The organism is Gluconobacter oxydans DSM 3504, assembly GCF_000583855.1.
In the GTDB taxonomy this organism is placed as follows: Bacteria; Pseudomonadota; Alphaproteobacteria; order Acetobacterales; family Acetobacteraceae; genus Gluconobacter; species Gluconobacter oxydans.
In genome coordinates, this window is sequence record NZ_CP004373.1 from 834,065 (window position 1) to 860,185 (window position 26,121).

The following is a 26,121-nucleotide window of genomic DNA, read 5'->3' on the forward strand; positions in this document are numbered from 1 at the left end:
ATCTGCCTCAGGACTTGCCGGAGATCGGTTTCCAGCGGTTAAGCAGCAGGGAGTTGCTGACCACCGAGACGGAACTCATGGCCATGGCAGCGCCCGCCACGATCGGATTCAGCATTCCGAAAGCCGCCAGCGGCAGGCCCAGAATGTTGTAGATGAATGCAAAGAACAGGTTCTGCCGGATCTTGGACAGGGTGGCGTTGGACAGCGAAATCGCATCCAGAACGCCCGTCATCTCGCTCTTCATCAGCACGACATCGGCCGTATCGAGAGCGACGGCAGAGCCTGCGCCGATGGCGAACCCGACATCGGCAGCCGCCAGGGCCGGCGCATCATTGATGCCGTCGCCCACCATACCAACCAGACCGCCCTGCGCCCGGTATTTCGCAACACCATCCGCCTTGTGCTCGGGCAGCACACCGGCGAGATAGTCGTCCACGCCAACCTGTCGCGCCACAACCGAGGCTGCGCGTTCGTTATCGCCCGTCAGCATCACGACCCGGATGCCCCGGGCCTTCAGAGCCTTCACGGTCGCCACGGCATCGGCCCGCAGTTCATCCGCCAGCGCGATAATCCCCAGAACCTGACCGCCCTGCGCCACAGCAATGACGGTATTGCCCTCGCTTTCCAGCGCCGCAACCGGCAGCGCAGACAGATCCAGACCACTCGCCTGCATGAAGGCCGGCGAGCCCAGACGCGCTTCCTGCCCTCCGCACTGCGCGATGACGCCCTTGCCCGGAACCGCCTGAAAGTCCTCCACTGCGGCAGGAGCATTCCCGCCGTGGCTTTCGGCATAATCCACGATGGCGCGGGCCAGCGGATGCTCGGAATTATGCTCCAGGGCATGCGCAACGCCCAGAAGCGTATCAACCGGAACACCCACCGCCGGATGAACGGCGGCAACCGTGGGACGCCCCTGCGTCAGCGTGCCGGTCTTGTCGACGATGATGGTCTTGAGCTTCTCGGCCCGCTCCAGCGCATCGGCATTGCGGAACAGGATGCCGGACTGCGCACCACGCCCCGTCCCGACCATGATGGCCGTCGGCGTCGCCAGACCCAGCGAACACGGGCAGGCAATCACCAGAACGGACACGGCCGAGACGAGACTCCATGTCGCGGAGCCGGTCACGGCCCAGCCGATCAGGAAGGTCAGGACGGCGATCCCGATGACTGCAGGCACGAAAATGCCCGAAACCTTATCGGCCAGACGCTGCACATTGGCCTTCGACCCCTGCGCCTGCTCGACCATCTTCACGATCCGCGCCAGGGCCGTATCCGCACCCACGCCGGTTGCCCGGACACGCAGCGCGCCATTGGCATTCATCGTCCCGCCAAAGACCTCGTTGCCAACTTCCTTGAGAACCGGAACGCTCTCACCCGTCAGCATGGATTCGTTGATTTCGGAAGACCCCTCGATGATCTCGCCATCCACCGGCACGCTCTCGCCCGGACGCACGACGAAAATATCCCCGACATGCATGTCCGCAACCGCGCGGTCCACGATCACTCCATCACGCTCGACATGCGCGATCTGCGGCTGAAGCTGCAGCAGGCTCTCGATCCCCGCGCTGGTCTTGTTCTTGGCGCGCGTCTCCATGAGCTTGCCGAGCGAAATCAGCGTGATGATGGACGCGCTGGCTTCAAAATAGACATGCTGGTGCAGTCCGAACACCACGACAACCGCACTGAACAGCCAGGCAATGGACGTTCCCAGCACGACCAGCACATCCATGTTGGCCGAGCCGCCACGCACGGCATTCCAGGCCCTGCGATACAGATGCGCCCCACAGACGAACTGCACGATCGTGGCGAACAGGAACTGCACCGGAACCGGCACGATCATGCGGCCGAAGAACATGCCGATCATCTCGGCAAAGAGCGGCAGGGACAGGATAAGCGTCAGGATGAAGCGGTTGCGCTCACGCTTCCAGATGGCGGCCCGCTTCGCTTTGGGGTCCTCGCGCGTCCCCTCGTCCAGCCTAGCTGCGCCGAAACCGGCCTTTTCGATCTTTCCGATCAGGAACGCCGGTTCGACCACGCCGGGGATGTAATTGATATGCGCCCGTTCGGCCGCGAAGTTCACGCTGGCCTGTACGGAAGGCTGGCGGTTCAGGATCTTTTCAATCCGGGCCGCACAGGCCGCGCAGGTCATGCCCGACAGCGACAGGTCCAGGCTCTGCTCGTCCACGGAGAAGCCCGCACGACGCACGGCCGCTACGACGCTTTCAACGGAGGATGAGGCGTTTTCAAAAGCAACCTGCGCGCGTTCGGACGCGAAGTTCACGGTCGCCTTCACACCGTCCTGACGGTTGAGGACTTTTTCAATCCGCGCGGCACAGGCGGCGCAGGTCATGCCACCGACGGGGAAACTGATCGTTTCTGACATCTGGAAAGGGTCCTGTCGGCTAGGAGGATTCTGCAAAGGGTTCGTGAGAAATATACCCCACCACCCTATTTTTCAAGCACGGAAAAGACGGCATTTCCATCGCCAAGAACAATCTCGTGATCGTGGAAGCGGCACAGCGCATCGCGATGCGCCACACTGATGAAGGTGGTGCCTGGCAGCGCGGAAAGAAGGGCCTCGTAAAGGCGGCGCTCATTGCCTTCGTCCAGGGCGGATGTCGCCTCGTCCAGAAACAGGATCGCCGGCCGGAACAGGAGCGCTCTCGCCACGGCCAGACGCTGCTGCTCTCCGGGAGACAACACGTCCCCCCAGTCCGCGACTTCGTCCAGCCGATGGCCGTATCCCGCCAGATTCACGGCCTCCAGAGCCTGCTGGCAGGACGGTGTTTCATAACGGTCGGGCGTTGCGGGATAGCTCAGGGCCTGACGGAGGGTTCCGGACGGCACATAGCTGCGCTGGGGCAGGAACATGGCCTGACGCATGTTGAAGGACACTGCCCCGCTCCCGTGACGCCACAATCCGGCCAGCGCGCGCAGGAACGTGCTTTTTCCCGAACCTGATGGCCCGCGGACCAGCCAGCGCTCACCGCTTTCCAGCGTCAGGTTACCGATCCGGGCAATCGGTTTCGTATCCGGAAGGCAGAGCGTGAGGTCGCGGATCTGCACCGAAGGGATTTCCGAGGCGAAACGTTCAATCCCTGTCCCGGGCTGCTGGCCGACCGTCCGCTCGAACTCACCCAGACGCTGGAGCACCGAACGCAGCGTCGCCAGATCCGCATAATTGAAAATGAACCATTCCAGACTGATCCGGACCTGCGTGTAGGCCGAATTGATCTGCGAATAGAGACCGAAGGTCAGAGCATGGGCCATGGCTTTCGGCGCCAGCATCAGCCACAGCGGTACCGTTGCGATTCCGGTATAGATTTCGCCAATGAAATTGACCCGCCAGGTGTAACGCACGACGCTACGCCAGTTGGTGGCGATATGCGCCAGATAGCCGGACAGACGCAGATGCTCGGCCTCCTCGCCGCCATAAAAGGCGATCTGTTCGGAATTGCGCCGGATATCCATCAGCCCCGCACGCAGATCCGCGTCGAAATGCTGCTGCCGGTAATTCGCACCAATCAGAGGCGAGCCGAACCGCTCCAGAATCCCCGAAGCCGTCAGGGTCGTGATGACCGCACCCAGAAAAAGATAGCCGGGGATGTGAAAATGATGGCCATGCCAGTCGAAGGACAATACCCCCCCGATGTTCCACAGAACCACCGCGAAAGAGAACAGCGTGGTCACGGCATCAATCGCATCCAGACCGAGCTTGAGCGTCTGGACCGTCATCTGCGACAGGTCATCCGCGATACGCTGATCGGGATTATCCGCCCGGTTCGGCCCGTGTTCGAGGCGATAATACGCCTCTTCCGACAGGTACTGCCGCAGATAGACGCGCGTGTTCCACAGACGCCAGCGCATGGACAGAACCTGCGTCAGATAGGTCTGCGTCACATGCACCGCAACAGAGCCGACCGTCACCAGCAGGTAAAGCGGCAGCATTCCGAGACAGTGCGCGACCTGACCGGCAAAAAACGCATCGAAAAACCGGTGATACCAGGCCCCGAACCAGACGGCGGACTGTACGTAAAGCACGGACAGTCCGATGGTCCCTCCCAGAAGGGACCAGGCCCACCACTTCTCTTCGGATTTCCAGTAGGGAAAAAGAACTTTCCAGTCCGAAAGCGAATGTGGCGGGGTCGTTTCGTCAGTAGTTTGCACGAAGTGTGGCCATGAAACTGCGGGGAGCGGCGGGGAAGTTGAACTGCCAGACACCGCTGGCGCGCTCATAATAATAGCGGTTGGTCAGGTTTGTCGCGTTGAGCTGCAGCTTCAGATGTTTGTTGATCTTGTAGCCGATCATGCTGTCCAGCGTCATGTAGCCGCCCTGAACCGTCGTTGCATAACTACCGCGCAGATTGCTGTTGGCATCGATGCCCGCGCCGAAATTGAGCCCTTTCAGGCGTCCGCTCGGCACGTTGTAATGCACCCAGGACTTGAACATGTGGTGCGGGGAATAGACGCCGCCGAAATCGCTGACCTTCGAGTTCGAGACTTTCGTATCCAGATAGGTATAGCCAATCGAGACATCGAGCCCCGGCAGGATCTCGCCATCGATCTGCGCTTCCCAGCCCTGGCGCCGGATCGGCCCCGTGGTCATGTAGAACTGCGAGTGATCCGGATCCTGAACCGGCTGGTTCACGCTCTCCATCCGGAACAGCGCGGAAGAGATGTTCAGGCGGCCATGAAAATATTCCGCTTTGAAACCGGTCTCGACCTGATTGCCTTCCTGCGGCTTCAGCCCGCCCCCGCGATAGGTCTGCCGACCGACCGAAGGCGTGAAGATGCTGGAATAGCTGGCATACCACGAGATGTTCGGCGTGATCTGATAGACCGTGCCCAGATACGGGGTGAGCTGGCCACGAATGTCCGAGGTGGTCGTCCATTCGCTCTTCGGCCCGGGAGAGACATACTGGAGCTTCTCGTAGAACCGCGACACGCGGCCGCCGAGGATCAGCGAAAGATGACGGATCACTTCAAGACGGAGCTGTCCGTAAAAGCCCCACTGATAGGCGTAGTCGTCCGTGCCGTAACCATCATCGTTCTGCTTGTAGTCGATGCAGTTCGCAGCCGGCGCCTTCACGACACCCGTGTTGTTGATGCTGACATTGTTATAGATGGCATCGCAGTTGACGTTCGCATACTGCGTCAGCTGTTCGTAGGAATTGTAGTTGAAGCCGAACAGCGCATGATGCGTGCGGTTCAGAAGACGGAAACTGCCCTGGGCATACACATCCGCCGAGCGCGACGTGTTCTTGCCCCGCATGCCGACCACGCCGATATCCTGATACTGGAGCAGACCGGTTTTAGCGTCGATCGTCGTCCAGGGCTCGTTATACAGTGTGTTGTAATTCTGGTCATAGAACGTGGCGCGCGCGGTCGCCGTCCAGTCGCCCCAGAGCTTCTGGGTGATGGACGCAATCGTCTGCTGCGTCATGTAGTTGCTATACCCCCAGTCCTGGCTCGGATTGGCATCGCGTCCGCCATACCACAGCGTCTTCGCCGTCGTGACCGGCAGACCGTAATACGGCGCCGTGATGTCCTGCTGCTGGGCCGCATGGGAGACGAGGAACGTGGTGGTCGGCGTGACGTCCCATTCCAGCGCGCCATAGGCCTGCCATTTGCGCGAATGGGAGTATTTGTAGAAAAAATCATTATCCTGGAACAGATCGGCGGTCCTAAAGCGAAGCGTCTTCGACCGGTTCAGCGGAATGGTCATGTCCACATCGGCACGATAATTGTTGAAGCTGCCGACCATGGCGGAACCATCGACCGCGAAATCCCGTCCCGGCTTCTTCGTGACTTCATTAACGACACCACCGGCGCCACCGCCGCCCTGCAACAGACCCGACGATCCGCGCAGAACTTCAACGCGGTCATACATGGACAGGTCAAAAGCCGCGTTGTTCAGCGTGCCGGACGCATCGGGCGTGCCGTCCACGGATGTCGTGAGCTGATAGCCACGGGAATAGTAATTCGAATTGGCCGTCGAGCCTGGCAGAACGCGGATTCCGTTGATCTGGCGCATGGCGTCCGCCATCGTCAGCATGTTGGAATCTTCCATGCGCTGCTGCGTGATGACCGAAACGGACTGCGGCACGTCCTTGAGCGCCACGGGGCTTTTGCCCCAGGCTTCGACAGCGGGCGCCGTATAGGTGTGGTTGGTGCCCAGAACCTGGATGTTTTCCGCCTCTGTCCCGTCCACATCAGCAGAAGACTGCGCGACAGCCGTGGCGGAAGCGGCGGCTACGGGAGTGGCGACAGGCGCTTTCGCAGACTGCTGAGCCGGAGCAGCGGCATGATGCGGAGTGCAGCGAACCGGGTGCAGCGTCCTGTGTGTGGCATGGCAGACGGACGGGTGGGTTTTCGTCCGCGCCTCGACCGTATCGGCCATGGCCGCAGGGCAGACGCCTGCCATCAGGCTGCCCCAGATCAGGGCATTGTGAGAAATGGCAGAAAGGCTGAGCCGACGACGAACTGAAGTGCCATGCTGTGTCATAGTGTCTGTCCTAGAGAGACATGCCGGCGCCATGCAACATCCTGCGTTCCAAAAGGGACGTCGCGTGGCATGGAACCGGTAATGAAACGCTCCTGTTCCGAATCTGGCAGACCTGGCCGCACCATCTTTTCAGGAGGAGGCGTGTCGCGCCTTAGGAAACGACGTCAAATCCCGTGTCTTCGACAACGTCCCTGAAAGCGGCGGCCGAAACCTGGGCCGGGTCATAGGACACCGTGACCTTTCCGCCATCGAGCACGATATCGACGGCCTTTACACCGTTCACGGCCTCAAGGGCGCGCTGGAGCTTGCCGGAGCAGCCATTGCAGGACATTCCCTCGACCGTCATGTGCGCTGTTTCTGTCATGTCACGAAATCCTTCAGATAGAGAGCCACACCCCTGTAACGGCATACCAGCATACGGTGTGGGGGTAGGGTATATACAACTATTCACGATAAAACGATTCTAGCAATATTCCGCGTTCCACTATTTTATTACGTTTTATATACCGTACTGGGGTATGCAATTTTCATATTGCCCCCGAAACAGATTCGACAAGTCATTTTTTCTGCGTCCCGAAAAATAATCTTTCCCCATCCCCCCTGCGGGTATAGGATCGCATCAGATTCGAACGATGGATCGCTCTGTTTCTTACCCTCCTGCGGGGACTTCTGATGGTCAGGACACATGCCCGGATCTGGATCGGCCTGCTGGCCTGCCTGCTGATGCAGGTCGGGCTGCTGCTTGGCACGTCCACCGCGCAGGCCCGGACCGAAGCGCCCCATCACATGGCCATGGCGATGCCGCACATGGCCCATCACCAGAAGCCCGACAGCACGGACTGCTGCAGCACGTCAGCCTTCCATGCCATCCCCCATCCCCAGCAGTCTTCCGAAGGCTGCTGCCATACGCATGCGGTCTCGACCGAACCCATGCTGACCGTGGCGTCCATCCAGCCTTCCGGTCCCGTCAGTCTCGTCGCACGGGCCTTTGCGTCCGGACGGCACGACCGTTTCAACGGCACCGACTGGATCCCCGCCTCCCCCCCGCCGAAACTCCGCGCAATCTGACACACGCCTGACAGGCGTGGACCCGTCCTTCTGCCCTCAAAGGACAGACAGGGCCTGATCCTCTGTCATTTTCGCGGATTTCTCAGCATGACCTTTCCGTCCCGCATCCGGGGCGGCCTGACACGACGACGTTTCGTAACGGGTCTTGGCGCAGGCGGCCTTCTGGCTGCCCTGCCCCGCACCTCGCACGCATTCTCGTCCAAGGCCTCTTCCGGCATCATACCCCCCATGCCGTCCGACCGGTGGGATCTGAAGATCGGCCACACGCGCATCTCGCTCGATGGCAAAACCATGCACGCACCGACCGCTGGCGGCACGGTGCCAGGTCCGATCCTGCGCTGGAAACAGGGCGATACCGTCAGCATCAACGTCACCAACACGCTGAACGAGCCCACCTCGATCCACTGGCATGGCATCCGCACGCCCTCGAACATGGACGGCGTGCCGGGCATGAGCTTCGGCGGGATCGCACCGGGCGAGACCTTCACCTATCGCTTCAAGCTCCATCAGAGCGGCACCTACTGGTATCACAGCCATTCCGGGATGCAGGAAGCCATGGGCCTGTATGGCGCACTCGTCATCGACCCGCGCCGCCCGGACCCGAATGCCTGTGACCGCGATTACGTGATCTTTTTGGGCGAGTGGACGGATGTCATGCCCGATGACATCGTCAGCAACCTCAAGATGCAGGACGATTATTACGTCTTCCGCCAGCGCACGGCAGCCTCCTTCCCCAAGGAAGCCCGTGAGGCCGGAAGTGCAGGTGCCGCGCTCGCGGACCGTCTGGCCTGGTCGAAAATGCGCATGGCCGCGACCGACATCGCAGACGTCTCGGGCGCCATTTACACCTACACGCTGAACGGCCATGCCCCGGACATGAACTGGAGCGGCCTTTTCAGGCCCGGCGAAAAAGTGCGCCTACGCTTCATCAACGGCTCGACCATGACGTTCTTCGACGTCCGGATTCCGGGCCTCGAAATGCTGGTCGTGCAGGCTGATGGCAACGATATCGAGCCTGTTCCCGTGGATGAGTTCCGCATCGGCGTGGCGGAGACCTATGACGTGATCGTCCAGCCCAAGGACGAGCGCGCCTATGCCATTTTCGCCCAGAGCGAAGACCGGACCGGCTACGCACGCGGCACACTGGCCCCGCGCGAGGGCATGATTGCCCCCCTGCCCCCGATGGACCCACGCCCCGTCCGCACCATGGTCGATATGGGCATGGGGAACATGAAGCCCGGCGAAAGCATGAAGGATATGGACATGTCGGGCGGTATGTCCGGCATGAAGATGGATGGCGACATGGCCGGAATGGACATGCACGGCATGGACATGAAGGGCATGAAAATGGACGGCATGGATATGAGCCACATGGCCATGCCGAAGATGGAAGTGGACGATCCCGGCCCCCCGCCCATCAATGTCGAAAACCAGATGCGCGCCATGATGCCGATCGACCGGACTGGCAGCCCCGGCGACGGGCTGGAAAACAACGGCCGCCGCGTCCTGAACTATAAGCAGCTCCGCGCCACGCGCCCCGGAGCGGATCTGCGGCCGCCGACGCGGGAAATCATCCTGCACCTGACCGGTAACATGGAACGCTATATCTGGGGCATGAACGGCCGGAAGTTCTCGGAATCCGGCCCGATCCGTCTCAAACTCGGCGAACGCGTGCGTTTCACGCTCATCAACGACACCATGATGGAACATCCGATCCATCTGCATGGTCTGTGGAGTGAGCTGGAAAACGGTCAGGGCGATTACCGCCCCTACAAGCACACCATCATTTCCCAGCCAGGCTCGAAGCTGAGTTATCTCGTGACGGCCGATACCCCCGGCATGTGGGCGTATCACTGCCACCTGATGTATCACATGGATCTGGGCATGTTCCGCACGGTGATCGTGGCATGAAACACGCCCTTTCCCTTGCGCTTCTGGCCCTCGCGGCCCTGTCCCCCCTCGTCCTGTCCGGCACGGCCCGTGCCGATCAGCCGGTCTATCATGCCGCCGATGCGCCGGAGGCGACCCCCGTCGTCTATATCGGCAACATCAAACCCTCGATGGATCAGGGCACCTGGCTGCATGGCATCTTCAACCAGCTTGAAGGCCGTTATGCGCCCGGAGGCACCGATTTCCGCTGGGATGGCGAAGCCTGGTTCGGCGGCGATTACAACAAGATCTGGCTGAAATCAGAAGGCACGCTCGAAAAAGGCCGCCTGAGCGATGGCGACCACGAACTGCTCTATACGCGTGCGATCTCGCCCTATTGGAACCTTCAGGGCGGCGTGCGCATGGATCTCGATGACGGCCCGACCCGCACCTGGGGTGCGTTCGGCATCGAAGGTCTGGCGCTGTACGAATTCGAGTTCGGGGCCACGGCCTATGTCAGCGATCGCGGGCGTTTCGCCGCCCGCATCGAGGGGTCTTACGACTTCCTGCTGACCAACCGCCTGATCCTTCAGCCCCAGGCCGAGTTCAACCTGTACACGAAATCCGATGCAGGACGTCAGGCTGGCGCCGGTCTGTCGGATGTCGATGCAGGTCTGCGCCTGCGATACGAGCTCTGGCGGAAGTTCGCGCCCTACGTGGCCGTAACCTACTCCGGATATCTCACCCAGGCCCGCCGGATCGCCCGTGACCAGCACGACGACACCGGCTCCGTCCGCTTCAGCCTCGGCGTCCGAAGCTGGTTCTGATCATCCCTGTTCAATCACAACGAAAGCCCATCATCATGCGCAAGACTTTCCTCGCACTGACCGTCCTTCTCGCAACCGGCATGGCGTATGCCGCCGACCCGTCGATGTCCGGCATGGATATGAGCCACATGGACATGAGCGGCGGCAAGATGTCCATGCCGTCATCCAGCACCCAGAATCCGCTGGCCGGGCTGAGCATGGATCAGCAGATGGTCCTGTGCTCGCATCTGCAGACACTCAGCCGGCAGCGGAGCACCCTGACGCCGAAAATGAAGCAGCAGCTCGCCGCCTGTCAGAAAATGGACATGGGCATGTCGAACCAGCCCGCTCCCGGCGAAACGCTGGACCGCTGAGCGCGCAGACTTCTCAGCGCATCATCCGGCGGACGACCTGGAGAAGCTCGTCAATCGCGTCTTCTCCACCGTCTTCCTGCACCGCGCGGCGCACACAGCCATTGGCGTGAGACGACAGGATCTGGATGGACACCCCATCCAGCGCCGACTTGATCGCGGAGATCTGGGTCAGGATATCGACGCAGTAGCGGTCGTTCTCGATCATGTTGAGAACACCGCCAACCTGCCCCTCGATCCGGCGGACCCGGTTCGTTAGGGCCTTCTTGCGGGGCTGTTCGACACGCCGGCTGTCATCGTCCAGCGGCGCGCAGCTCTCGCAGACATCCACTGCATGTTCTTTATGGGATAGTGCCATTCCAGGATCCGCCCTCTGCCAGACATTCCGAACGTAACATCATGGGTTCATGCCCGCCCAATCCGGCGCCCACTGGCCGGTGTATGCCCCCCTGCGTCCGGAATTTCCAGTCCAACGATACCCTCTCGTGTTTCGGGATCGGAAAAAACCGAGTCTCCGGGCAGGAAAAACATACCCCCCTCTTCCTCGGACAGTCAGGTCTTTCCTGTTGTTCCGGCTGCTTGTGCCGCGCCCTGCCCACCTGGCGGCGGGTTTCATAAAATTTATTATAAAACCGGCGATTTCGTTCAGTCTGCAGCACTCTTGATGCAAATCATTCTCACTCCTCTTCCCGGACGGGCAGGATGCGCCTATCTAGGATAAAGGTCCGGGCCGCTGAGCCCGCGCCATATTACCGGGGTACCGAACTGATGCTGTATCTGGATACACTGCCCAAGGGCGCTCATGCCGTGATCGAGAAGATCGAGCAGCGCGCGCCTCTGGACCCGATCGCCACACGACTGGAAGAGCTGGGCTTCGTCCCCGGCGAGGCTGTTCAGGTGGTCGCGACCGGGCCGATGGGCAGGGATCCGATCGCCGTGCGTCTGGGAACGTCGCGCTTTGCCCTGCGCCGGGGCGAAGCCGCCCGCGTGGGTCTGCGGACTGCCGCCTGATCTCCATGAGTTCGACAGCCTCGACGCAGACGCCCGCCCCCAGCCTGCATATCGCCCTCGTCGGAAATCCGAACTGCGGCAAGACGTCCCTGTTCAACCAGCTGACGGGAAGCCGGCAGAAGGTTGCCAACTATGCGGGCGTGACGGTCGAGCGCAAGGAAGGGTTCTTCACGACGCCCAACGGCCGCGCGATCCGCGTGCTGGATCTGCCGGGCGCTTACAGCCTTGATTCGACCAGCCCTGACGAGGACGTCACGCGCGATGTCTGTCTGGGCCGCCACCGCTCCGAACCACAGCCCGAAATGCTGGTGGCCGTCATTTCGGCGACCAATCTGCGCCTGCATCTGCGCTTTCTGCTGGAACTGAAGCAACTCGGCCTGCCCGTCATCGTCGCGCTGAACATGATGGACGAAGCCCGGCGCAACGGACTCCAGATCGACGTCGCCGGATTGCAGGCCGATCTGGGTATGCCCATCGTCCCCGTCATCAGCCTTAACCGCGCGGGCGTCGTACCGCTTCTTCAGGCCCTCGATCTGCCCCTTCCCGCGCCACCGGCCCCGCTCCCGCCAGGGATTGATCCCCACATGGAAGTGCGGCGGCTTCTGGCGACCTATGTCGTCGATCCTTCCGCGGGAACGGACCACCTGACCGACCGGCTGGACCGGCTGTTCCTGCATCCGGTCTGGGGTCCGGTCATTCTTCTGGTCGTGCTGTTCGTCATGTTCCAGACGGTTTTCGCCTGGGCACAGCCGCTCATGGACGGGCTGGACAGCGGGATTTCGACCTTCGGGCAGATCGTTCTCAAGCCCCTGCCGGATGGCATCCTGCACAGCCTGCTGGCCGATGGCGTGATTGCCGGTGCGGGCACGGTCATCGTGTTCCTGCCGCAGATCCTCATCCTGTTCCTGTGGATTCTCGCCCTTGAGGAATCCGGCTATCTGCCACGCGCCGCCTTCCTGCTGGACCGACTGATGGCGCTGGCCGGGCTGAGCGGCCGGTCCTTCATTCCGCTGCTGTCGAGCTTTGCCTGCGCCATTCCGGGCATTATGGCGGCCCGGACCATCCAGAACCCGCGCGACCGGCTCGTCACGATCCTGATCGCGCCGCTCATGACGTGCTCCGCCCGGCTGCCGGTCTATACGCTGCTGATCGGCGCGTTCGTGCCGCATCGGACCATCCTGGGGATTTTCGGGCTTCAGGGGCTGGTACTGTTCGGGCTCTATGCCGTGGCCATCGTCAGCGGCGTCATCGCGGCCCGTGTCATGACACGGGGCGTGAAGTCCGAAGAGCATCCGCTGCTGCTCGAACTACCGCCCTATCGCCGCCCGAACCTCAAGAGCCTGGCACTCGGCCTGTGGCAACGCGCGGTGATGTTCCTCTCCCGCGTGGGGACGATTATCGTCTCGCTGAACGTGCTGCTCTGGGCGTTATCAAGCTTTCCGTTGCCGCCCGCTGGTGCTCCGGGAGCCGCCATTGACTACAGTCTGGCCGGACGCATCGGCCATCTGATGCAATGGGTGTTCGCGCCCATCGGCTTCAACTGGCAGATCTGCGTCTCGCTGATCCCGGGGCTTGCGGCGCGTGAAGTGGCGGTCAGTTCACTGGCGACGGTCTATGCCATCGGGGCCACGGATGATGGCGCGGCCGACAAGCTCCTGCCGCTGCTCTCGACGCAGTGGAGCATGGCCACCGCGTTTTCGCTGCTGGCCTGGTATGTTTATGCGCCACAATGCATTTCCACGCTGGCTGTCATGCGGCGGGAAACCGGCTCCATCAAAACCGTTCTATGGGCTGCGGCGTATCTGTTTGGACTGGCCTATCTGGCGGCGTTCCTGACCTATCACATCACCCGCGCCATTACGGGAGTTCCCTGATGATCGAAGTTGCTGTTGCCCTGCTGATTGTCTGCGCCGCCGCCATTTACTGGTATGCGCGGCTCTTCCCCCAGGGGTGGGGCCGCCTGCGCACGGCCGTAGGCTTCGCCCCCACGCCGCAACCCACCATCGGCAAGGGCTGCGGCGGCTGCTCGGGCTGTGACCGGTCGGGCAAGGGCGGCTGCCACTAAGACAGCCGCCCGGCGGGATCAGGCCTTCTGAAGGCCCGGATTGCCGCGCTCGACGGCGAAGCTGGCATAGGTGGACAGCGCACCGTCCCGCACCATGACGCGGTCGATGATCTTCAGATCGGCATGCCACACTTCCGGCCCGACATCACACAGAACATAACCGCGCCTGTCGGTCGTGGCCTTCAGATGCGGATTCAGGCTGCGGGCGATCCGGCTGAAATGATCGTCGTCACCCAGCCCGTCCGCGCCGGATGAAATAGACGTCGCCAGAAACTCTACCGAGACCGGCTTGCCCCGACCCGGTTCGACCAGCAGATCCCCGGCGAAATGCCGATGCGCGTCTCCGGTCACGTTGACCACGTTGCCGGGGCAATGCGTGTCGATAAAATCCAGCAGGCGCTTGCGGCTGTAGAGATAGCCCGACCACTGATCCATGCTGTAGGTCAGCTCGGAATGGGCGGATTTGCGATGCACCAGATCCATGAGCATGACCTGATGCGCCAGCAGGTTCCATTTCGCATCCGACCGACCCAGACCATCGAACAGCCACTGCTCCTGCTGCGCGCCCATCATGGTGCGCTCGGGCGACCAGACGTCTTTGCCCTGCGCCGCATTTGTGTCGCCGTAAGCCTGATCGCTGCGATACTGGCGCGTATCCAGCACGAACATGTTCATCAGGTCGCCGAAGCGGAAGCTGCGATAGAGCTGCATGTGGCCGCCATCGGGAATGGATGTCGCCCGCAGCGGCATGTTCTCGTAATAGGCCTGTAGGCCCGAAGCCCGGCGCAGACGGAAAATCTCCGGCGGCGTGCCGTCCTGATCGGTATCCCCGGCCCAGTTGTTGTCGATCTCGTGGTCGTCAAAGCTGACGATCCAGGACGTCGCCGCATGGGCCGCCTGAAGATCCGGGTCCATTTTGTACTGGGCATAACGGCGGCGATATTCGTCCAGCGAATAACATTCCGGCCCGACATGGCGGCGCAGGACATGGGCCTTGTGACCGTCGATCTCGCGCAGATGATCGCCGCTGTCCGGGCCTTCGTAAATATAGTCGCCATAGTGGAACACGAAGTCGATCGGCTCGTTCGCGATGGCGCGCCAAGCGGTGTAGTAGCCATATTCGTAATGCTGACAGCCCGCGGCGGCAAAACGGACGCGCGACAGCGGTGCACCCGGCAGCGGCAGCGTGCGGCCCCGGCCAGTGGGGCTTTCGTAGCCCGCAATATGGAAGCGGTACCAGTACGGACGGTCCGGCTTCAGCCCTGCCACCTCGACATGAACCGAGTGCCCCAGTTCGGGATGCGCCAGCGTCTGTCCGCTCTGCACGGGTTTCGAGAAACTCTCGTCCTCGCTGACCTCCCAATCCACCAGAACCGGCTTGAGCACTTCCATGCCCCCTGCCTCTTCCAGCGGGTTCGGCGCCAGTCGCGTCCAGAGCACCAGCCCGTCAGCCGCAGGATCGCCGGACGCCACGCCGAGCTGAAACGGAGACGTCTTGAAGCTCGGGTTCTTTTCCAGATCGCGCGGGACAGCGGCCCGCAGGGCGCGGACGCGCGTGGACAGGAGGAGACCCGCGCCAAGGCCGGTCAGCAGGCTTCTACGTTTCATGAACACCATGGCAGCACTTCTTTCCAACAGAGCCCGGTCCGCAGCGGAACCGGGCTCTCAGAGGTCTTGGGACACACACCCTCCATTGTGTGGACACATGACAGAAGGTTTTGCCCACACCCCGAAGCGGCATTTCATGAAACTGTCACGAATGAGAGCGTGCGAATTCCCTAAACGCTTGTCCGCCATCGCCCGGGCAACGCCCCGGCGCGACGGTGATTCGAAAACATCCAGCAACGGGAACATGGATGCGCTGTCAGCAGGAATGGTTGCGTCTTTATCGCAGGGTGCGTTCCCGGACCCGCCGGGAGGATGCGGATGATCACCTTCAGAATGCGCTCGTGAATTATTTCGAGCGGCCCGAAGGCAGCGTGCAGCATCAGGAAGCCTATATCACCCGCAGCGCCATCAATTCCTCACTCAATGCGATCCGTCGCGAACAGCAGGGATACGTGCAGGCGGCGGAGGGGTTCGAGACGCTCCTCGAGACCCCGGATCCTGCGCCGTCGCAGGAAGAGATCTATGAATCGGGTCAGAAACTGGCGCATTTCCGTGCGGGCTGCGAACAGCTTCCGGACAGGACCCGTCAGATCTTTCTGATGAACCGTGTTGAAAAAATGAAGTACAGCCATATTGCGAAATCACTGGCAATCAGTGAAAGCAGTGTTGAAAAACATATCGCAAAGGCGCTGGTCTTCCTTTCAACATGGATGGATCATTGAAATACCGATCTGATGGATGTCACCAAAACCCGTGCGGCAGAATGGATTGCGCGCCTGCATGCCGAGGACTGCACGGAACTCGATCATGACAGGTTCCGGGACTGGCTGGCGAGCGATCCCCGGAACGGTCCGGTCTTCGAACATCTGACCGAACTGTGGGAACTGGCAGGTGGCGTCGCAGCACCCTCCGTTACGGTACCGCACCAGACAGTACGCCGTCGTGCGTTCAGCCGGCGCCATGCGCTGGCGGGGTTGGTCGCGACGGTTTTTCTGGCAGTGCCTTCCTGGGAAGGCGCGCATGCCAGCCGGATCGAGGAAACGGGAACCGGCAGCATCCGCGATATCCGCATCACGCCCCATACCCATTGCCGCCTCGATACCCAGACGCGCCTTGTGGTGGGGCGCAGCGGACAGCAGGCGCGGCTGTGTCACGGGCAGGTCATGCTCTCGACGTCGGGACCGGACGCGTTCCATCTGTCCGCCGATGGCATGACCGTGCAGCTTCACGGGCAGACGGCCGCCGATATCCGGATCAACAGTGGCGATACGGAAGTCACGGCCGTCCGGGGCAAGGTGTTTCTGAGTGCCGCGGCCCTGCGGGCGGCGGGACGCTGGGTCATGCCCGGGCAGCGCCTGCGGATGTACCGCAATGGTGGATGGAACATCGATTATCCCGATCTGGAAACGCTTCTGTCCTGGCAGGGGGGAGAGCTGGTGTTCCGGAATCAGCCGCTGGCGGACGTGATCCAGGAAATCAACCGCTATGCCTCGCGCCAGATCGTCCTGTCCGCGCCGCGTCTGGCCTCGCAGCGGCTGAGCGGCGTTTATCATGTGCGGCAGGGCGATGCGTTTTTGCAGATGCTTCCCCGTCTGCTGCCACTGCGCATCCGGCCCGCCCATAACGCTTACGAAATCGTTGCTTTGTGACGTTTCGATGAAAACCGTCACACCACGCTGAGGGTTCCGGTTTTTCATCTGTCTTCCTGTCGAGACCGCATTCAGGCCCGACGACAGGAAACGAGCCCCATGACCCCGCCCACCCGTTACCCCCGCCGCACCGTTCTGCTTCTGTCGGCAGGCGCGACCATTCTGACGCAGACGCTCTCCAGCGCCTTCGCTGCCCCCGCATCCAGCGTGCATATCGCACCGCAGCCCATGGGGCAGGCCCTCGTGACACTGGGGCAGCAGACGGGTCGCAACATCATCTTCACGTCCGATGCGGTGGCCAATCTCCGTGCCCCGGCTGTGGATGGCACCCTGTCGCCGGATGAGGCCGTCAAGCGCCTGCTGCGCGGCAGCGGACTGAAGGCCGAGGCCATGCCGGATGGCGGCGTCATTATCCGCAAGGGCACGTCCCCCCGCCCAAAGCCGCAGCGCCTGCGTGAGACGCAGGCGCATGAGATCGAGCAGATCGTCGCAACCGGCCACCGCACACGTTCGGTCATGAGTGTCAGCGGTGACGAAATGCAGACACTCATGCCGGGTCAGAGCCCCATGCAGGCGCTGGACCTGCTGCCAGGCGTGACGTTCACCAACGTCGATCCCTGGGGCAATAACGAGCAGAACTCCAGCATTTACGTCCACGGCTTCAACCAGAACCAGCTTGGCTACACGATGGACGGCGTGCCGCTCGGCGCCGGGGCTTACGGCAACTATAACGGCCTGTCTCCGCAGCGCGCGGCCATCAGTGAGGATATCGGATCGACGTCCCTGTCGTCAGGCGCCGGTGCGCTGGGCACGGCCTCGACCAGCAATCTGGGCGGTACGATCGAGTTCACCACGCGTGATCCGAAGCAGAAGGCCGGCGCTACGATCAACCAGACCTTCGGTAGCTATTCCACATTCAGAACATTCGCGCGCGTTGATACGGGCAATTTCGGCAACGGCAATTCGGCCTATATGGCCTTCGCCCGTCAGGATGCGCGTCCGTGGAACCTCGGGAACGCCAACCGTCAGGGCGGTTATCAGGTGAACGGGAAATTCGTCCATAAGGGCGAGGACACCACCATCACCGCCTATTTCGACTGGCAGAACAAGGCGGAACCGAACACTCAGGGTCTGACGGCGCCGACGGATCTCTATGCCCGCGGCGCCTTCTATCCGGACCTGAACGCCGCCATGGCAGGATACCCGGCTGAAAGCTCCACGAAGGCCGGTCCGGCAACGCCGAACAACAAGTATTATTTCTCCGCCGCGCAGCGGACCGATTACCTGACCTATCTGAAGATTTCCCACCGGTTCAGCCCGAACCTGACCTGGGACAACCAGCTATACTTCCATTACGACGACGGCGCGGGCGTGGTGGCGACGTCCATCCGCACGAATGCGATCCTGACCATTCTGGGCACGTATCTCGATCCGACCGGCACGAAATACATCAAGAACGGACAGTTCACCTATAGCGTCGCGGGGATCGATCCGAAGGTCTGGAACGCAACGGGCGGCACGGGTTTCGCTGTCCGCACCACGGAATACAACGACTATCGCGGTGGCCTGACCAGCACGCTGCATTACCATCTCGGCCATCACAACATCGAACTGGGTGGCTGGTATGAGCGCAACAACAACATGCAGGCCCGGCGCTGGTATCCGCTGACCGCCACAAATACCCTGACGCCCTACGAGCGCCCCACCAACCCGCTCTTCACGCAGTGGCAGAACAATTTCTACACCAACACGTTCGTCACCCATCTGCAGGACAGCTGGAAGGTGACGCCGCGCCTGACCCTGACGGCAGGTTTCAAGTCCGAACTGGTCTATACGAATGGCACGCTGCCGATTGCTGCCCTGCCGCAGTCCCTGGCCTCGTCGGTGAAGGGCGCGAAGACGATCGTCGATACCAGCACCCAGACCATCGCAGGCGGCACGATCCCGTCCTACAATCCGTTCCTGCCGGCCTTCGGCGCGCTGTGGAACTTCACGCAGCACGAGCAGCTTTTTGCCAATATCCAGGAGAACATGGACTCCTTTGCGTCCACCGGATACGGCTCGACTTCTCCCTGGGCCGTTTCCAGTCAGGCGGATTTCGAGAAGTTCAAACGCAGCGGCAAGCCTGAGTCTTCATGGACGTATGAAACCGGCATCCGCACCAGCCATCCGATCAATACGCGCATCCTGACCGGGATCAGCGGGCAGCTCGAATATTATCACGTCGATTTCTACAACCGTCTCGGCACCATCTCCCCGCCGGGTCAGGGCATTTCGGGCGTCGGCAATACGGTGGCGAACCTCGGCAGCGTCTCGACGAACGGCATGGACCTGTCCTTCACGCTGCGCTTTGGCCCGCATTTCTCGATCTATGACGCCGTGTCCTATGTCAGCAGCATCTACGGCAACGACTTCATGGACGGCGCGACGCTGTATGCCACGCAGGGCAAGAAGGTTCCGGCCATTCCGGCCTGGTCCGACAAGTTCGCCGTCAACTACAACCAGGGCGGCTTCAATGCCCAGTTCAGCGGCAGCTATATGGGTGTGCGTCCGGGCACGATCACCAACAGCGTCATGGTGCCGCCGCGTGTTCTGCTCGCTTTCAGTTCCAGCTACACGTTCCACCAGATCCCGCACATGAACAGCCTCAAGCTCCAGTTCAACGCCAGCAATCTCACGAACTCCCGCTCCTGGTCCTCGATCTCCGCGGGCGATGGCAGCACCTATACCGGCTATCCGACGGCACCGCGCATGTTCTTCGGGACAGTCTCGGCCGCCTTCTGAACCCGACACTTTACCCGTATCAAGCCCAGAGCCTCTTCCCGCGCAGCCTCCCGCTGTGGGGGGAGAGGCTTTTTCATGCTGGCAAGAGTCCCGCCGTCCACCCCTGCTGAACACCTCAGATCACGCAGTCGTGAAGCCAGAAATTTTCCCGCTGCCCCCTGAACCCGAGGGCGGTCTGAAGAATGCAGGTTTGCCGGGGCCTGCGGACATCTCGCCCTTTTGAAGAAGCGTGCATTCTCCGCCCCATATCAGCGCAACAGGATGTCATCACGGAAGTGTGTCATTTGATTGCAGCAAACCGAGCGCCTATGTCTCCCTGTGTCGAAGTTGTGACGCGACACGCCACAAGAGAATGGGATGACTTCATGAAACTTCTGGCCGTTCACCCAAGTGCCCTGATGTACACACGTGTGTTCCTGAGGCTTGAGCCACTTGGTCTTGAACTTGTGGCGGGTGCCGCGCGCAATGAAGGACATGACGTTCAGATCATCGATCTCCAGGTCGAGACGCATGAAGACTACTGGAAGCGTCTCGCTGACTTCAAACCGGATGCAATCTGTTTTTCCGGAAGCTATCTGGCGAACATTCCCGAGATCCTTGACCTGTGCAAGGAAACGAAACAGCGGATGCCCGGGAAGTTCATCTTCGTGGGCGGTCACTCGGTTTCCTTCATTGCACCTGACGTACTCCAGCTTTCCGAAGGCGCCATCGACTGCATCCTGAAGGGTGAAGGCGATGCGACGGTCGGCCTGCTGCTGGAAGCCATCGAAAAGAAGACGGACCTGCTGAAGGTTCCCGGTGCCATCACGGTGGATGGCGAAGGTCCGCCGCCGATCTTTGTAAAAAGCCTCGATACCGTGCGCCCCGCGCGTGACCTGCTACATCACCGCAACAAGTATTTCATCGGCACGCTGGACCCGGCGGCTTCCATTGAATTTGCCCGTGGCTGCCCCTGGGACTGCACATTCTGCAGTGCCTGGACGTTCTATGGCCGCTCCTACCGGACCGTCAGCCCGCAGGTCATTGCCGACGAGCTTGAGGCCCTGAAGGAACCCGGCATCTTCATCGTCGATGACGTGGCCTTCGTCCATCAGGAACATGGCATGGCCATCGCCGACGAGATCAAGAAGCGCGGCATCAAGAAGGAATACTATCTTGAAACCCGCGCGGACGTGCTTCTGCGCAACAAGGAAGTCTTCAAGACCTGGAGCGAGATCGGCCTGACCTACATCTTCATCGGGCTTGAAGCCGTGGATGAGGAAGGGCTCAAGCAGTTCCGCAAGCGCGTCTCGCTGGATGCCAATTTCGAAGCGCTGGAATATGCCCGCTCGCTCGGTCTGACGGTTGCGATCAACATCATCGCTGATCCATCCTGGACGCGCGAGCGCTTTGAAGCCGTGCGCCAGTGGTGCCTCGAAATCCCGGACATTGTGAACATCTCCGTCACGACGCCCTATCCCGGTACCGAGATCTGGCACCGCGAGGCCAGGCGTCTGACGACGCGCGATTATCGCCTGTTCGACATCCAGCACGCCGTCCTGCCGACCACCCTGCCCCTGCCCGAGTTCTACAAGGAACTGGTCAAGACGCAGCAGGTGCTGAACACCAAGCACATGGGCTGGGAAGCACTTAAGGGCACGGTCGGCATTGCGACGCGTCTTCTGCTGCACGGGCAGACGAACTTCGTGAAGATGCTGTGGAAGTTCAATTCGGTCTTCAATCCGAAGCTCCAGCTCTCCGACCACATGCGCAAGCCGCGCTACGAAATGCCGGTTCAGCCGGATGTCGTGGACAAGATCGACCGCAAGGCGCTTTACGTCCATGGGCCGGGTGGCCGCCGGACGCGCGCGCTCGACGATGCGACCGAGGGCTTTGTGGACAAGACCCGTATGGGCGCGGAAGCTGCTGCCGCGGAGTAAGGGTCAGGACGAAGGCGGGAGTAGGCTGAGGCGCCAGACGTTTTCGGACGCCGGGCATCGGCCTTTCAGCCCGCCTTCGACCACCTGGCTTTCCAGAAGCGTGAAAGCATAAGCCTGACCGTAGCATTCACGCAGGAACGCCTCGTCGACGGAGAAAGGCGGTCCTTTCAGGCAGGACTGATCGTAATCCAGCGTTACGAGAAGTTCGGGCACCGGACCGGTCAGGGACAGGAGATGAGCGGCATAAGCCCGGCGCAGATCTTCCGGCAGGGCGATCAGCGCGGCACGGTCATAGATGCCGTCCATCGCACCGAGCAGATCCGGCGTCAGATCGAAAATATTGCCTGCGAAAATACGGATGGTCCCGGCGGAAAAACAGCGCAACGGTCCGGCATCCACAATGTCGGGCGTGAGGCCGAGATCGCTGAAGAACCGGCGCACGGCGATATCGCTCAGCTCACATCCGGTTACGTAAAAGCCCTGCCCCGCGAGCCAGACCATATCCTGACTCATGCCGCACAGAGGGACGAAAATCCGCGCTTCCGCCGGAAGATCCAGAGCCGCGATATGACGGGTCAGGAGCGGATTGGCCTGCGTTTCATGAAAGCCCGTCTCACCGCGTTCCCATTTTTCCTGCCAAAAAACGGCATTCGATTTTGCGTCCATAAGTCCGGCTTTCTTCCTGCTTTTCCCGGCTGAGACTGTGCCGGGTTCTGCGGGCGAGGCAATGGCATGTGTCGGGAAAATATGAGAAAAGCCGCTCATGGTCATGCTCACCCCCTCCCAGCGGCAGGCGCTTGATGAAATCATTGCCGCACATGCCGCAGGACGGCCGACGCATCTTCTGACGGGATATGCGGGCAGCGGCAAGACAACGCTGATGCAGGCCGTCGCCCGGCATTTCATGGCCGAAAAGAAGGTGGTGGTCATCACGGCGCCCACCCACAAGGCCACCGCCGTCCTGCGCTCGAAGGTCGACCGGGACGTCGACTGCCGGACCATCCAGAGCCTGTTGAGCCTTCAGCCGTCCTCGCAGGGCACGACCACGACCCTCGTGCGCTCCAAGCGGCCGCAGACGATTGCCGATGGCATTGTGATCGTCGATGAATGCTCGATGCTCTCCGCCGAGCTGATGAACTGGATCCGCGATCTGCTGCGCTACTGTTTCGTGCTGTTCGTGGGCGATCCGGCCCAGCTTCCGCCCGTGGGAGAGGCTGCATCCCCGTCCTTTTCCGTACCCTCGCGCTCCCATCTGGAAACCGTCGTGCGGCAGGCAGCGGGTAATCCGATCCTCGAAGCCGCGACCATCATCCGCCAGAGCCAGGGCGGTGAAGCCGACTGGAGCTGGGTCCGCGATGCGCGTCAGGAGCAGACAGGGCTGTTTCTGCCGAAAGATGTGGAAAGCTGGGTTCGCAAGGCATTCCTGTCCGATGCCTTCGCTGAAGACAACGACTGGTGCCGCTATCTGTGCTGGACGAATGCGCGCGTCCATCAGATCAACCGGATGGTCCGGCTCTGGCGCTATGGCGGCGAAACGCCAACGCCTTTCATGCCCGGCGAGCGGGTCGTGTCACGCGCGCCGTTTTCCGTCCAGCAGGAAGAAGGTGGCCCGCGTCAGGCGATTGCCACGAACGAGGAAGTCCTCGTCATGGACATCAAACCCGGACGGCTTTCGTACAAGTTCGAACTCTGCAAGGACGTCCCGGCCTGGGTCGCCGATCTGGCCTCATGGGAAGTCACGCTGCTGACGATGGCGGGCGAGGAAATCACCGGCCATATCGTGCAGAACAAGAAGGAGCTGGAGGCTGTAGACCGGCGTCTGGTGCAGGAAGCGAAACAGCAGCACCGGCGCTGGAGCCATCGTTTCGCGTTTCACAATGCCCTGCTCCAGCTTCAGGCGATCTATGCCATGACGGTCCATACGGCACAGGGCAGCACGTTTAAAAACGTGTTCGTGGATCTCGGCGATATCGGCCGCCGCGCCCGCCAGAACCCGCTGGAGACGCAGCAACTCTGCTATGTGGCGGTGACGCGCGCCACTGACATGGTGTTTCTCGTCAACACGACGGGTCTTTCCGCGCGATAGGCCGCGCCGCCCAGAGCGACGCCAGAATGGACCCAGAAACATTGTGCCAGATGGAGAAAACCGCTCCCGGCAGCGCTGCCAGCGGCGAGAAATAGAGACGCCCCAGCGTGGCGGCGAGGCCCGAGTTCTGCATGCCGACTTCCAGCGCCAGCGTGCGGCAGATGCTTTCATCAAAACCGAGCAGCCGCCCGCCCCAGTAACCACCCAGAAGCCCGATCCCGTTATGCAGAATGACGGCCAGCAGCATGATCGGGCCCGCCTCTTTCAGGGACGGCCCCACGCCGGCGACGATGGCCCCGATAATGAGCAGGATCGACACCATGGCCACCAGCGGAAGCACGGGTTCCACGCGCTTCACTGCGCGATGGCATAGTGTGTTGAGCATCACACCGGCCAGCACGGGAAGCGCCACCATCGTCAGGATACTGCGAAACAGCGCCCAGCTATCCACGGCAACACCGGCAGACACATAGAACCGTACCAGAAGCGGCGTTGCGACAATCCCGACGAGGGTGGAGAAGGCACTGATGCTGACGGAAAGCGCAACGTCTCCGCGCGACAGATAGATCATGACATTCGAGGCCGTGCCGCTCGACACGCAGCCGACCAGCACCATGCCCGTGGCCAGCGCGGGCGGCATCGACAGCAGATGCGCAATCCCCCAGGCGGCGAGCGGCATGACGAGATAATGCAGCCCCACGCCCGCCAGAACCGGCGCGGGACGACGCAGGATGCGGCCGAAATCGGCGGGCGTCAGGGAGACACCCATCGTAAACATGACGAAGGCCAGAAGCGGCGTGATGACAGGGACCAGCGTCAGGAACGGTCCGGACACCAGCAGGGCGAAACCGGACACCAGAATGGCCCAGAGGGGAAAGAGGCGCGTCATCATCGGGGCGGAACCGGGGGGAAAAGGTATTTTTCAGGAGACATTCGACTCATCTTGGTGAAGATGACAGAAATGCCCTTATGCCGGGCAACAGCCGGCCCGTCATCCCTTCCAATGGAGAGCGCAGAACAGAGGCAGCCCGAAAAATGCCATTAACGCGGAGGTAAGGTCGTCCTGTGTTTATTACGGTTCAGGGAGTCGACGAGCGTCTTCCTGCCTTTAACGGGAGTGGCCTGTACAGCCTGTTCAATAGCCTATGCGCCATCAATGACTCCTGATCCACCTACCCTGCTTGGATGCAGTGCGGTTATTTTCCTGCTTCTGGGTGTTCATTTCATCCTGTCTGAACTCTCCAGCAGAAGATGGTCGCGTATGGCCTGGTACGCCGCACCGTTTCTTCTGGGATCGGCTTCCGGCCTGTTTTTCATTATTCCGACCATGCTTCCCGGATTGTGGGGACTGCGGCTGGGCGCCCTGTTCATGGTCATGGCCTATGGAGCCGCATGGCAGGCACTGCGCGTCATGCTGGGCTGTCAGGCGCGCCTCGTGCTGCTGGTGTCTGGCTGCGGCCTGTCTTTCATACTGTCGGTTCTGGCCGGACCGACTGGCCTGTTCCATGTGATCAGTACGGCCTTTCGTCTGGCGATCATCGCGGCCTTTCACGCTCTGGCGGCCCGTGACCTCCAGCAGAAGGCCCCGATCAGAACCCCGGCAAGACGCAGCCTGCTGAGGCTGCTTCACTTTTATGCCGCCCTCCATCTCCTTCTGGTACCCTTCGTCTTCTGGCTTCCGGCCCCCCTCGGCGCGGCACCGGCCACCATCTGGGCCGTAACGACCTACAATTTCCTGGTTGTCATCGAAGTGGCGCTGTTTGCGCTGGCGATGATTGCCATTCCCTGGGAACAGCTGGCGTTCCGGCAGCAGGAACTGATCCTGCAGGATCCCCTGTCAGGTGGCAGCAACCGCAGGGCCTTCCAGGCCTGGCTGGAAAACGATGGCAAGGTCTGCGCGCACGAAGCCCTGCTCATGGTCGATATCGATCATTTCAAGTCCATCAATGACGCCCATGGCCATGCGGTCGGGGACCAGATCATCATTGCCATGGGCCGTGTCTGTACGGACATCCTCTATCCCCCGACTGTCCTGTTCCGCATTGGCGGCGATGAATTCGTGGTGGTGTTCCAGTGTGGCAGCCTTGACGAAATGCTCGCAACCGCACACCGCCTCAGAAAGGCCTTCTCGACAGAAACCCGCCTTATCGGCGGCGGAGCCGTTACGGCAACGCTCAGTATCGGCGCAGCCCTATGTCCCGGCCGGGGCATCCCGCGCACAGAGCTTCTGGCCCAGGCCGATAACGCGCTCTACATCGCCAAGCAGTCCGGCCGGAACCGCGTGGTTCACGCCCCATGGGACGAAAGGCCCGCCCCGGCCCAGCATATCTCCCTGGCCGACAGGACTGCTCATCAGGCCTGAAAACCAGACATGAAACCC

Annotated in this window: 21 protein-coding genes; 13 read left to right on the forward strand and 8 right to left on the reverse strand. The window is 61.4% G+C overall.

The genetic code is table 11. The features are described from left to right. Positions 1–7 precede the first annotated feature (7 nt). From GLS_RS03750 to GLS_RS03765, 4 genes are all read right to left on the reverse strand, one after another. Positions 8–2,383 (reverse strand): heavy metal translocating P-type ATPase, encoded by a 2,376-nt coding sequence (locus tag GLS_RS03750; protein ID WP_041111264.1) that lies wholly within the window; start codon positions 2,381–2,383, stop codon positions 8–10. 65 nt (positions 2,384–2,448) lie between these two features. Next, the gene (locus tag GLS_RS03755) at positions 2,449–4,167 is read right to left on the reverse strand and encodes an ABC transporter ATP-binding protein/permease (RefSeq protein WP_041111266.1); all 1,719 of its coding nucleotides are present in this window, start codon (positions 4,165–4,167) and stop codon (positions 2,449–2,451) included. Further along, positions 4,154–6,505 carry a TonB-dependent siderophore receptor gene (locus tag GLS_RS03760; protein ID WP_226986632.1) on the reverse strand — a complete coding sequence of 784 codons (2,352 nt, stop codon included), beginning with the start codon at positions 6,503–6,505 and terminating at the stop codon, positions 4,154–4,156. The genes GLS_RS03755 and GLS_RS03760 overlap by 14 nt, the downstream gene beginning before the upstream one ends. Positions 6,506–6,656: 151 nt before the next feature. Then, on the reverse strand, positions 6,657–6,869 hold the full coding sequence (locus tag GLS_RS03765) for a heavy-metal-associated domain-containing protein (protein WP_011252243.1): 213 nt from the start codon (positions 6,867–6,869) through the stop codon (positions 6,657–6,659). A 308-nt stretch (positions 6,870–7,177) separates the two neighbouring features. Here GLS_RS03765 and GLS_RS03770 point away from each other — a divergent pair, with 308 nt between their 5' ends. From GLS_RS03770 to GLS_RS03785, 4 genes are all read left to right on the forward strand, one after another. Then, positions 7,178–7,573: a hypothetical protein gene (locus GLS_RS03770; RefSeq protein ID WP_041111268.1), complete on the forward strand. Its 396-nt coding sequence runs from the start codon at positions 7,178–7,180 to the stop codon at positions 7,571–7,573. Between the two features lie 87 nt (positions 7,574–7,660). Next, positions 7,661–9,484 (forward strand): copper resistance system multicopper oxidase, encoded by a 1,824-nt coding sequence (locus tag GLS_RS03775; protein WP_041111270.1) that lies wholly within the window; start codon positions 7,661–7,663, stop codon positions 9,482–9,484. Next, positions 9,481–10,269, forward strand: coding sequence for a copper resistance protein B (locus GLS_RS03780; protein WP_041111272.1), 789 nt, complete (start codon positions 9,481–9,483; stop codon positions 10,267–10,269). The genes GLS_RS03775 and GLS_RS03780 overlap by 4 nt, the downstream gene beginning before the upstream one ends. Before the next feature lie 35 nt (positions 10,270–10,304). Then, positions 10,305–10,622: a hypothetical protein gene (locus GLS_RS03785; RefSeq protein WP_041111274.1), complete on the forward strand. Its 318-nt coding sequence runs from the start codon at positions 10,305–10,307 to the stop codon at positions 10,620–10,622. A gap of 13 nt (positions 10,623–10,635) precedes the next feature. On the opposite strand, the gene GLS_RS03790 is transcribed toward GLS_RS03785, so the two are convergent. Continuing rightward, a complete protein-coding gene (locus tag GLS_RS03790) occupies positions 10,636–10,977 on the reverse strand; it encodes a metal-sensitive transcriptional regulator (RefSeq protein ID WP_011252248.1) in 342 nt (113 codons plus the stop codon). A 410-nt stretch (positions 10,978–11,387) separates the two neighbouring features. Here GLS_RS03790 and GLS_RS03795 point away from each other — a divergent pair, with 410 nt between their 5' ends. Genes GLS_RS03795 through GLS_RS03805 form a run of 3 tightly spaced genes read left to right on the forward strand, consistent with a single transcriptional unit; the run spans position 11,388 to position 13,695 of the window. Beyond that, entirely contained in the window at positions 11,388–11,630 is a 243-nt protein-coding gene (locus GLS_RS03795) for a FeoA family protein (RefSeq protein WP_011252249.1), read from the forward strand. A 5-nt stretch (positions 11,631–11,635) separates the two neighbouring features. Further along, the gene (gene feoB, locus GLS_RS03800) at positions 11,636–13,504 is read left to right on the forward strand and encodes a ferrous iron transporter B (protein WP_041111276.1); all 1,869 of its coding nucleotides are present in this window, start codon (positions 11,636–11,638) and stop codon (positions 13,502–13,504) included. Continuing rightward, on the forward strand, positions 13,504–13,695 hold the full coding sequence (locus tag GLS_RS03805) for a hypothetical protein (protein WP_041111278.1): 192 nt from the start codon (positions 13,504–13,506) through the stop codon (positions 13,693–13,695). Before feoB ends, GLS_RS03805 begins: the two co-directional genes overlap by 1 nt. Before the next feature lie 18 nt (positions 13,696–13,713). On the opposite strand, the gene GLS_RS03810 is transcribed toward GLS_RS03805, so the two are convergent. Continuing rightward, positions 13,714–15,303 carry an alkaline phosphatase D family protein gene (locus GLS_RS03810; RefSeq protein ID WP_319424404.1) on the reverse strand — a complete coding sequence of 530 codons (1,590 nt, stop codon included), beginning with the start codon at positions 15,301–15,303 and terminating at the stop codon, positions 13,714–13,716. A 248-nt stretch (positions 15,304–15,551) separates the two neighbouring features. On the opposite strand from GLS_RS03810, the gene GLS_RS03815 reads away from it, so the two are divergent. From GLS_RS03815 to hpnR, 4 genes are all read left to right on the forward strand, one after another. After that, positions 15,552–16,025, forward strand: coding sequence for an RNA polymerase sigma factor (locus GLS_RS03815; protein ID WP_052327451.1), 474 nt, complete (start codon positions 15,552–15,554; stop codon positions 16,023–16,025). A gap of 12 nt (positions 16,026–16,037) precedes the next feature. Then, positions 16,038–16,952: a FecR family protein gene (locus GLS_RS03820; protein ID WP_052327452.1), complete on the forward strand. Its 915-nt coding sequence runs from the start codon at positions 16,038–16,040 to the stop codon at positions 16,950–16,952. A 99-nt stretch (positions 16,953–17,051) separates the two neighbouring features. Next, on the forward strand, positions 17,052–19,736 hold the full coding sequence (locus tag GLS_RS03825; protein WP_041111282.1) for a TonB-dependent receptor plug domain-containing protein: 2,685 nt from the start codon (positions 17,052–17,054) through the stop codon (positions 19,734–19,736). 365 nt (positions 19,737–20,101) lie between these two features. Then, complete coding sequence (hpnR, locus tag GLS_RS03830) at positions 20,102–21,655, forward strand: hopanoid C-3 methylase HpnR (protein WP_041111284.1); 1,554 nt, start codon at positions 20,102–20,104, stop codon at positions 21,653–21,655. A 3-nt stretch (positions 21,656–21,658) separates the two neighbouring features. Here the strand turns inward: hpnR and tmpT are convergent, their stop codons facing one another. Beyond that, complete coding sequence (gene tmpT, locus GLS_RS03835; protein WP_041111286.1) at positions 21,659–22,321, reverse strand: thiopurine S-methyltransferase; 663 nt, start codon at positions 22,319–22,321, stop codon at positions 21,659–21,661. Positions 22,322–22,418: 97 nt separating this feature from the next. Between tmpT and GLS_RS03840 the strand changes: the two genes are divergently transcribed. Next, complete coding sequence (locus GLS_RS03840) at positions 22,419–23,741, forward strand: ATP-dependent DNA helicase (RefSeq protein ID WP_041111289.1); 1,323 nt, start codon at positions 22,419–22,421, stop codon at positions 23,739–23,741. On the opposite strand, the gene panS is transcribed toward GLS_RS03840, so the two are convergent. Then, a complete protein-coding gene (gene panS / locus GLS_RS03845) occupies positions 23,713–24,633 on the reverse strand; it encodes a ketopantoate/pantoate/pantothenate transporter PanS (protein WP_041111290.1) in 921 nt (306 codons plus the stop codon). The two genes, GLS_RS03840 and panS, sit on opposite strands and share 29 nt — an antisense overlap. Before the next feature lie 264 nt (positions 24,634–24,897). Between panS and GLS_RS03850 the strand changes: the two genes are divergently transcribed. Next, entirely contained in the window at positions 24,898–26,103 is a 1,206-nt protein-coding gene (locus tag GLS_RS03850) for a GGDEF domain-containing protein (protein ID WP_080691887.1), read from the forward strand. Positions 26,104–26,121 lie beyond the last annotated feature (18 nt).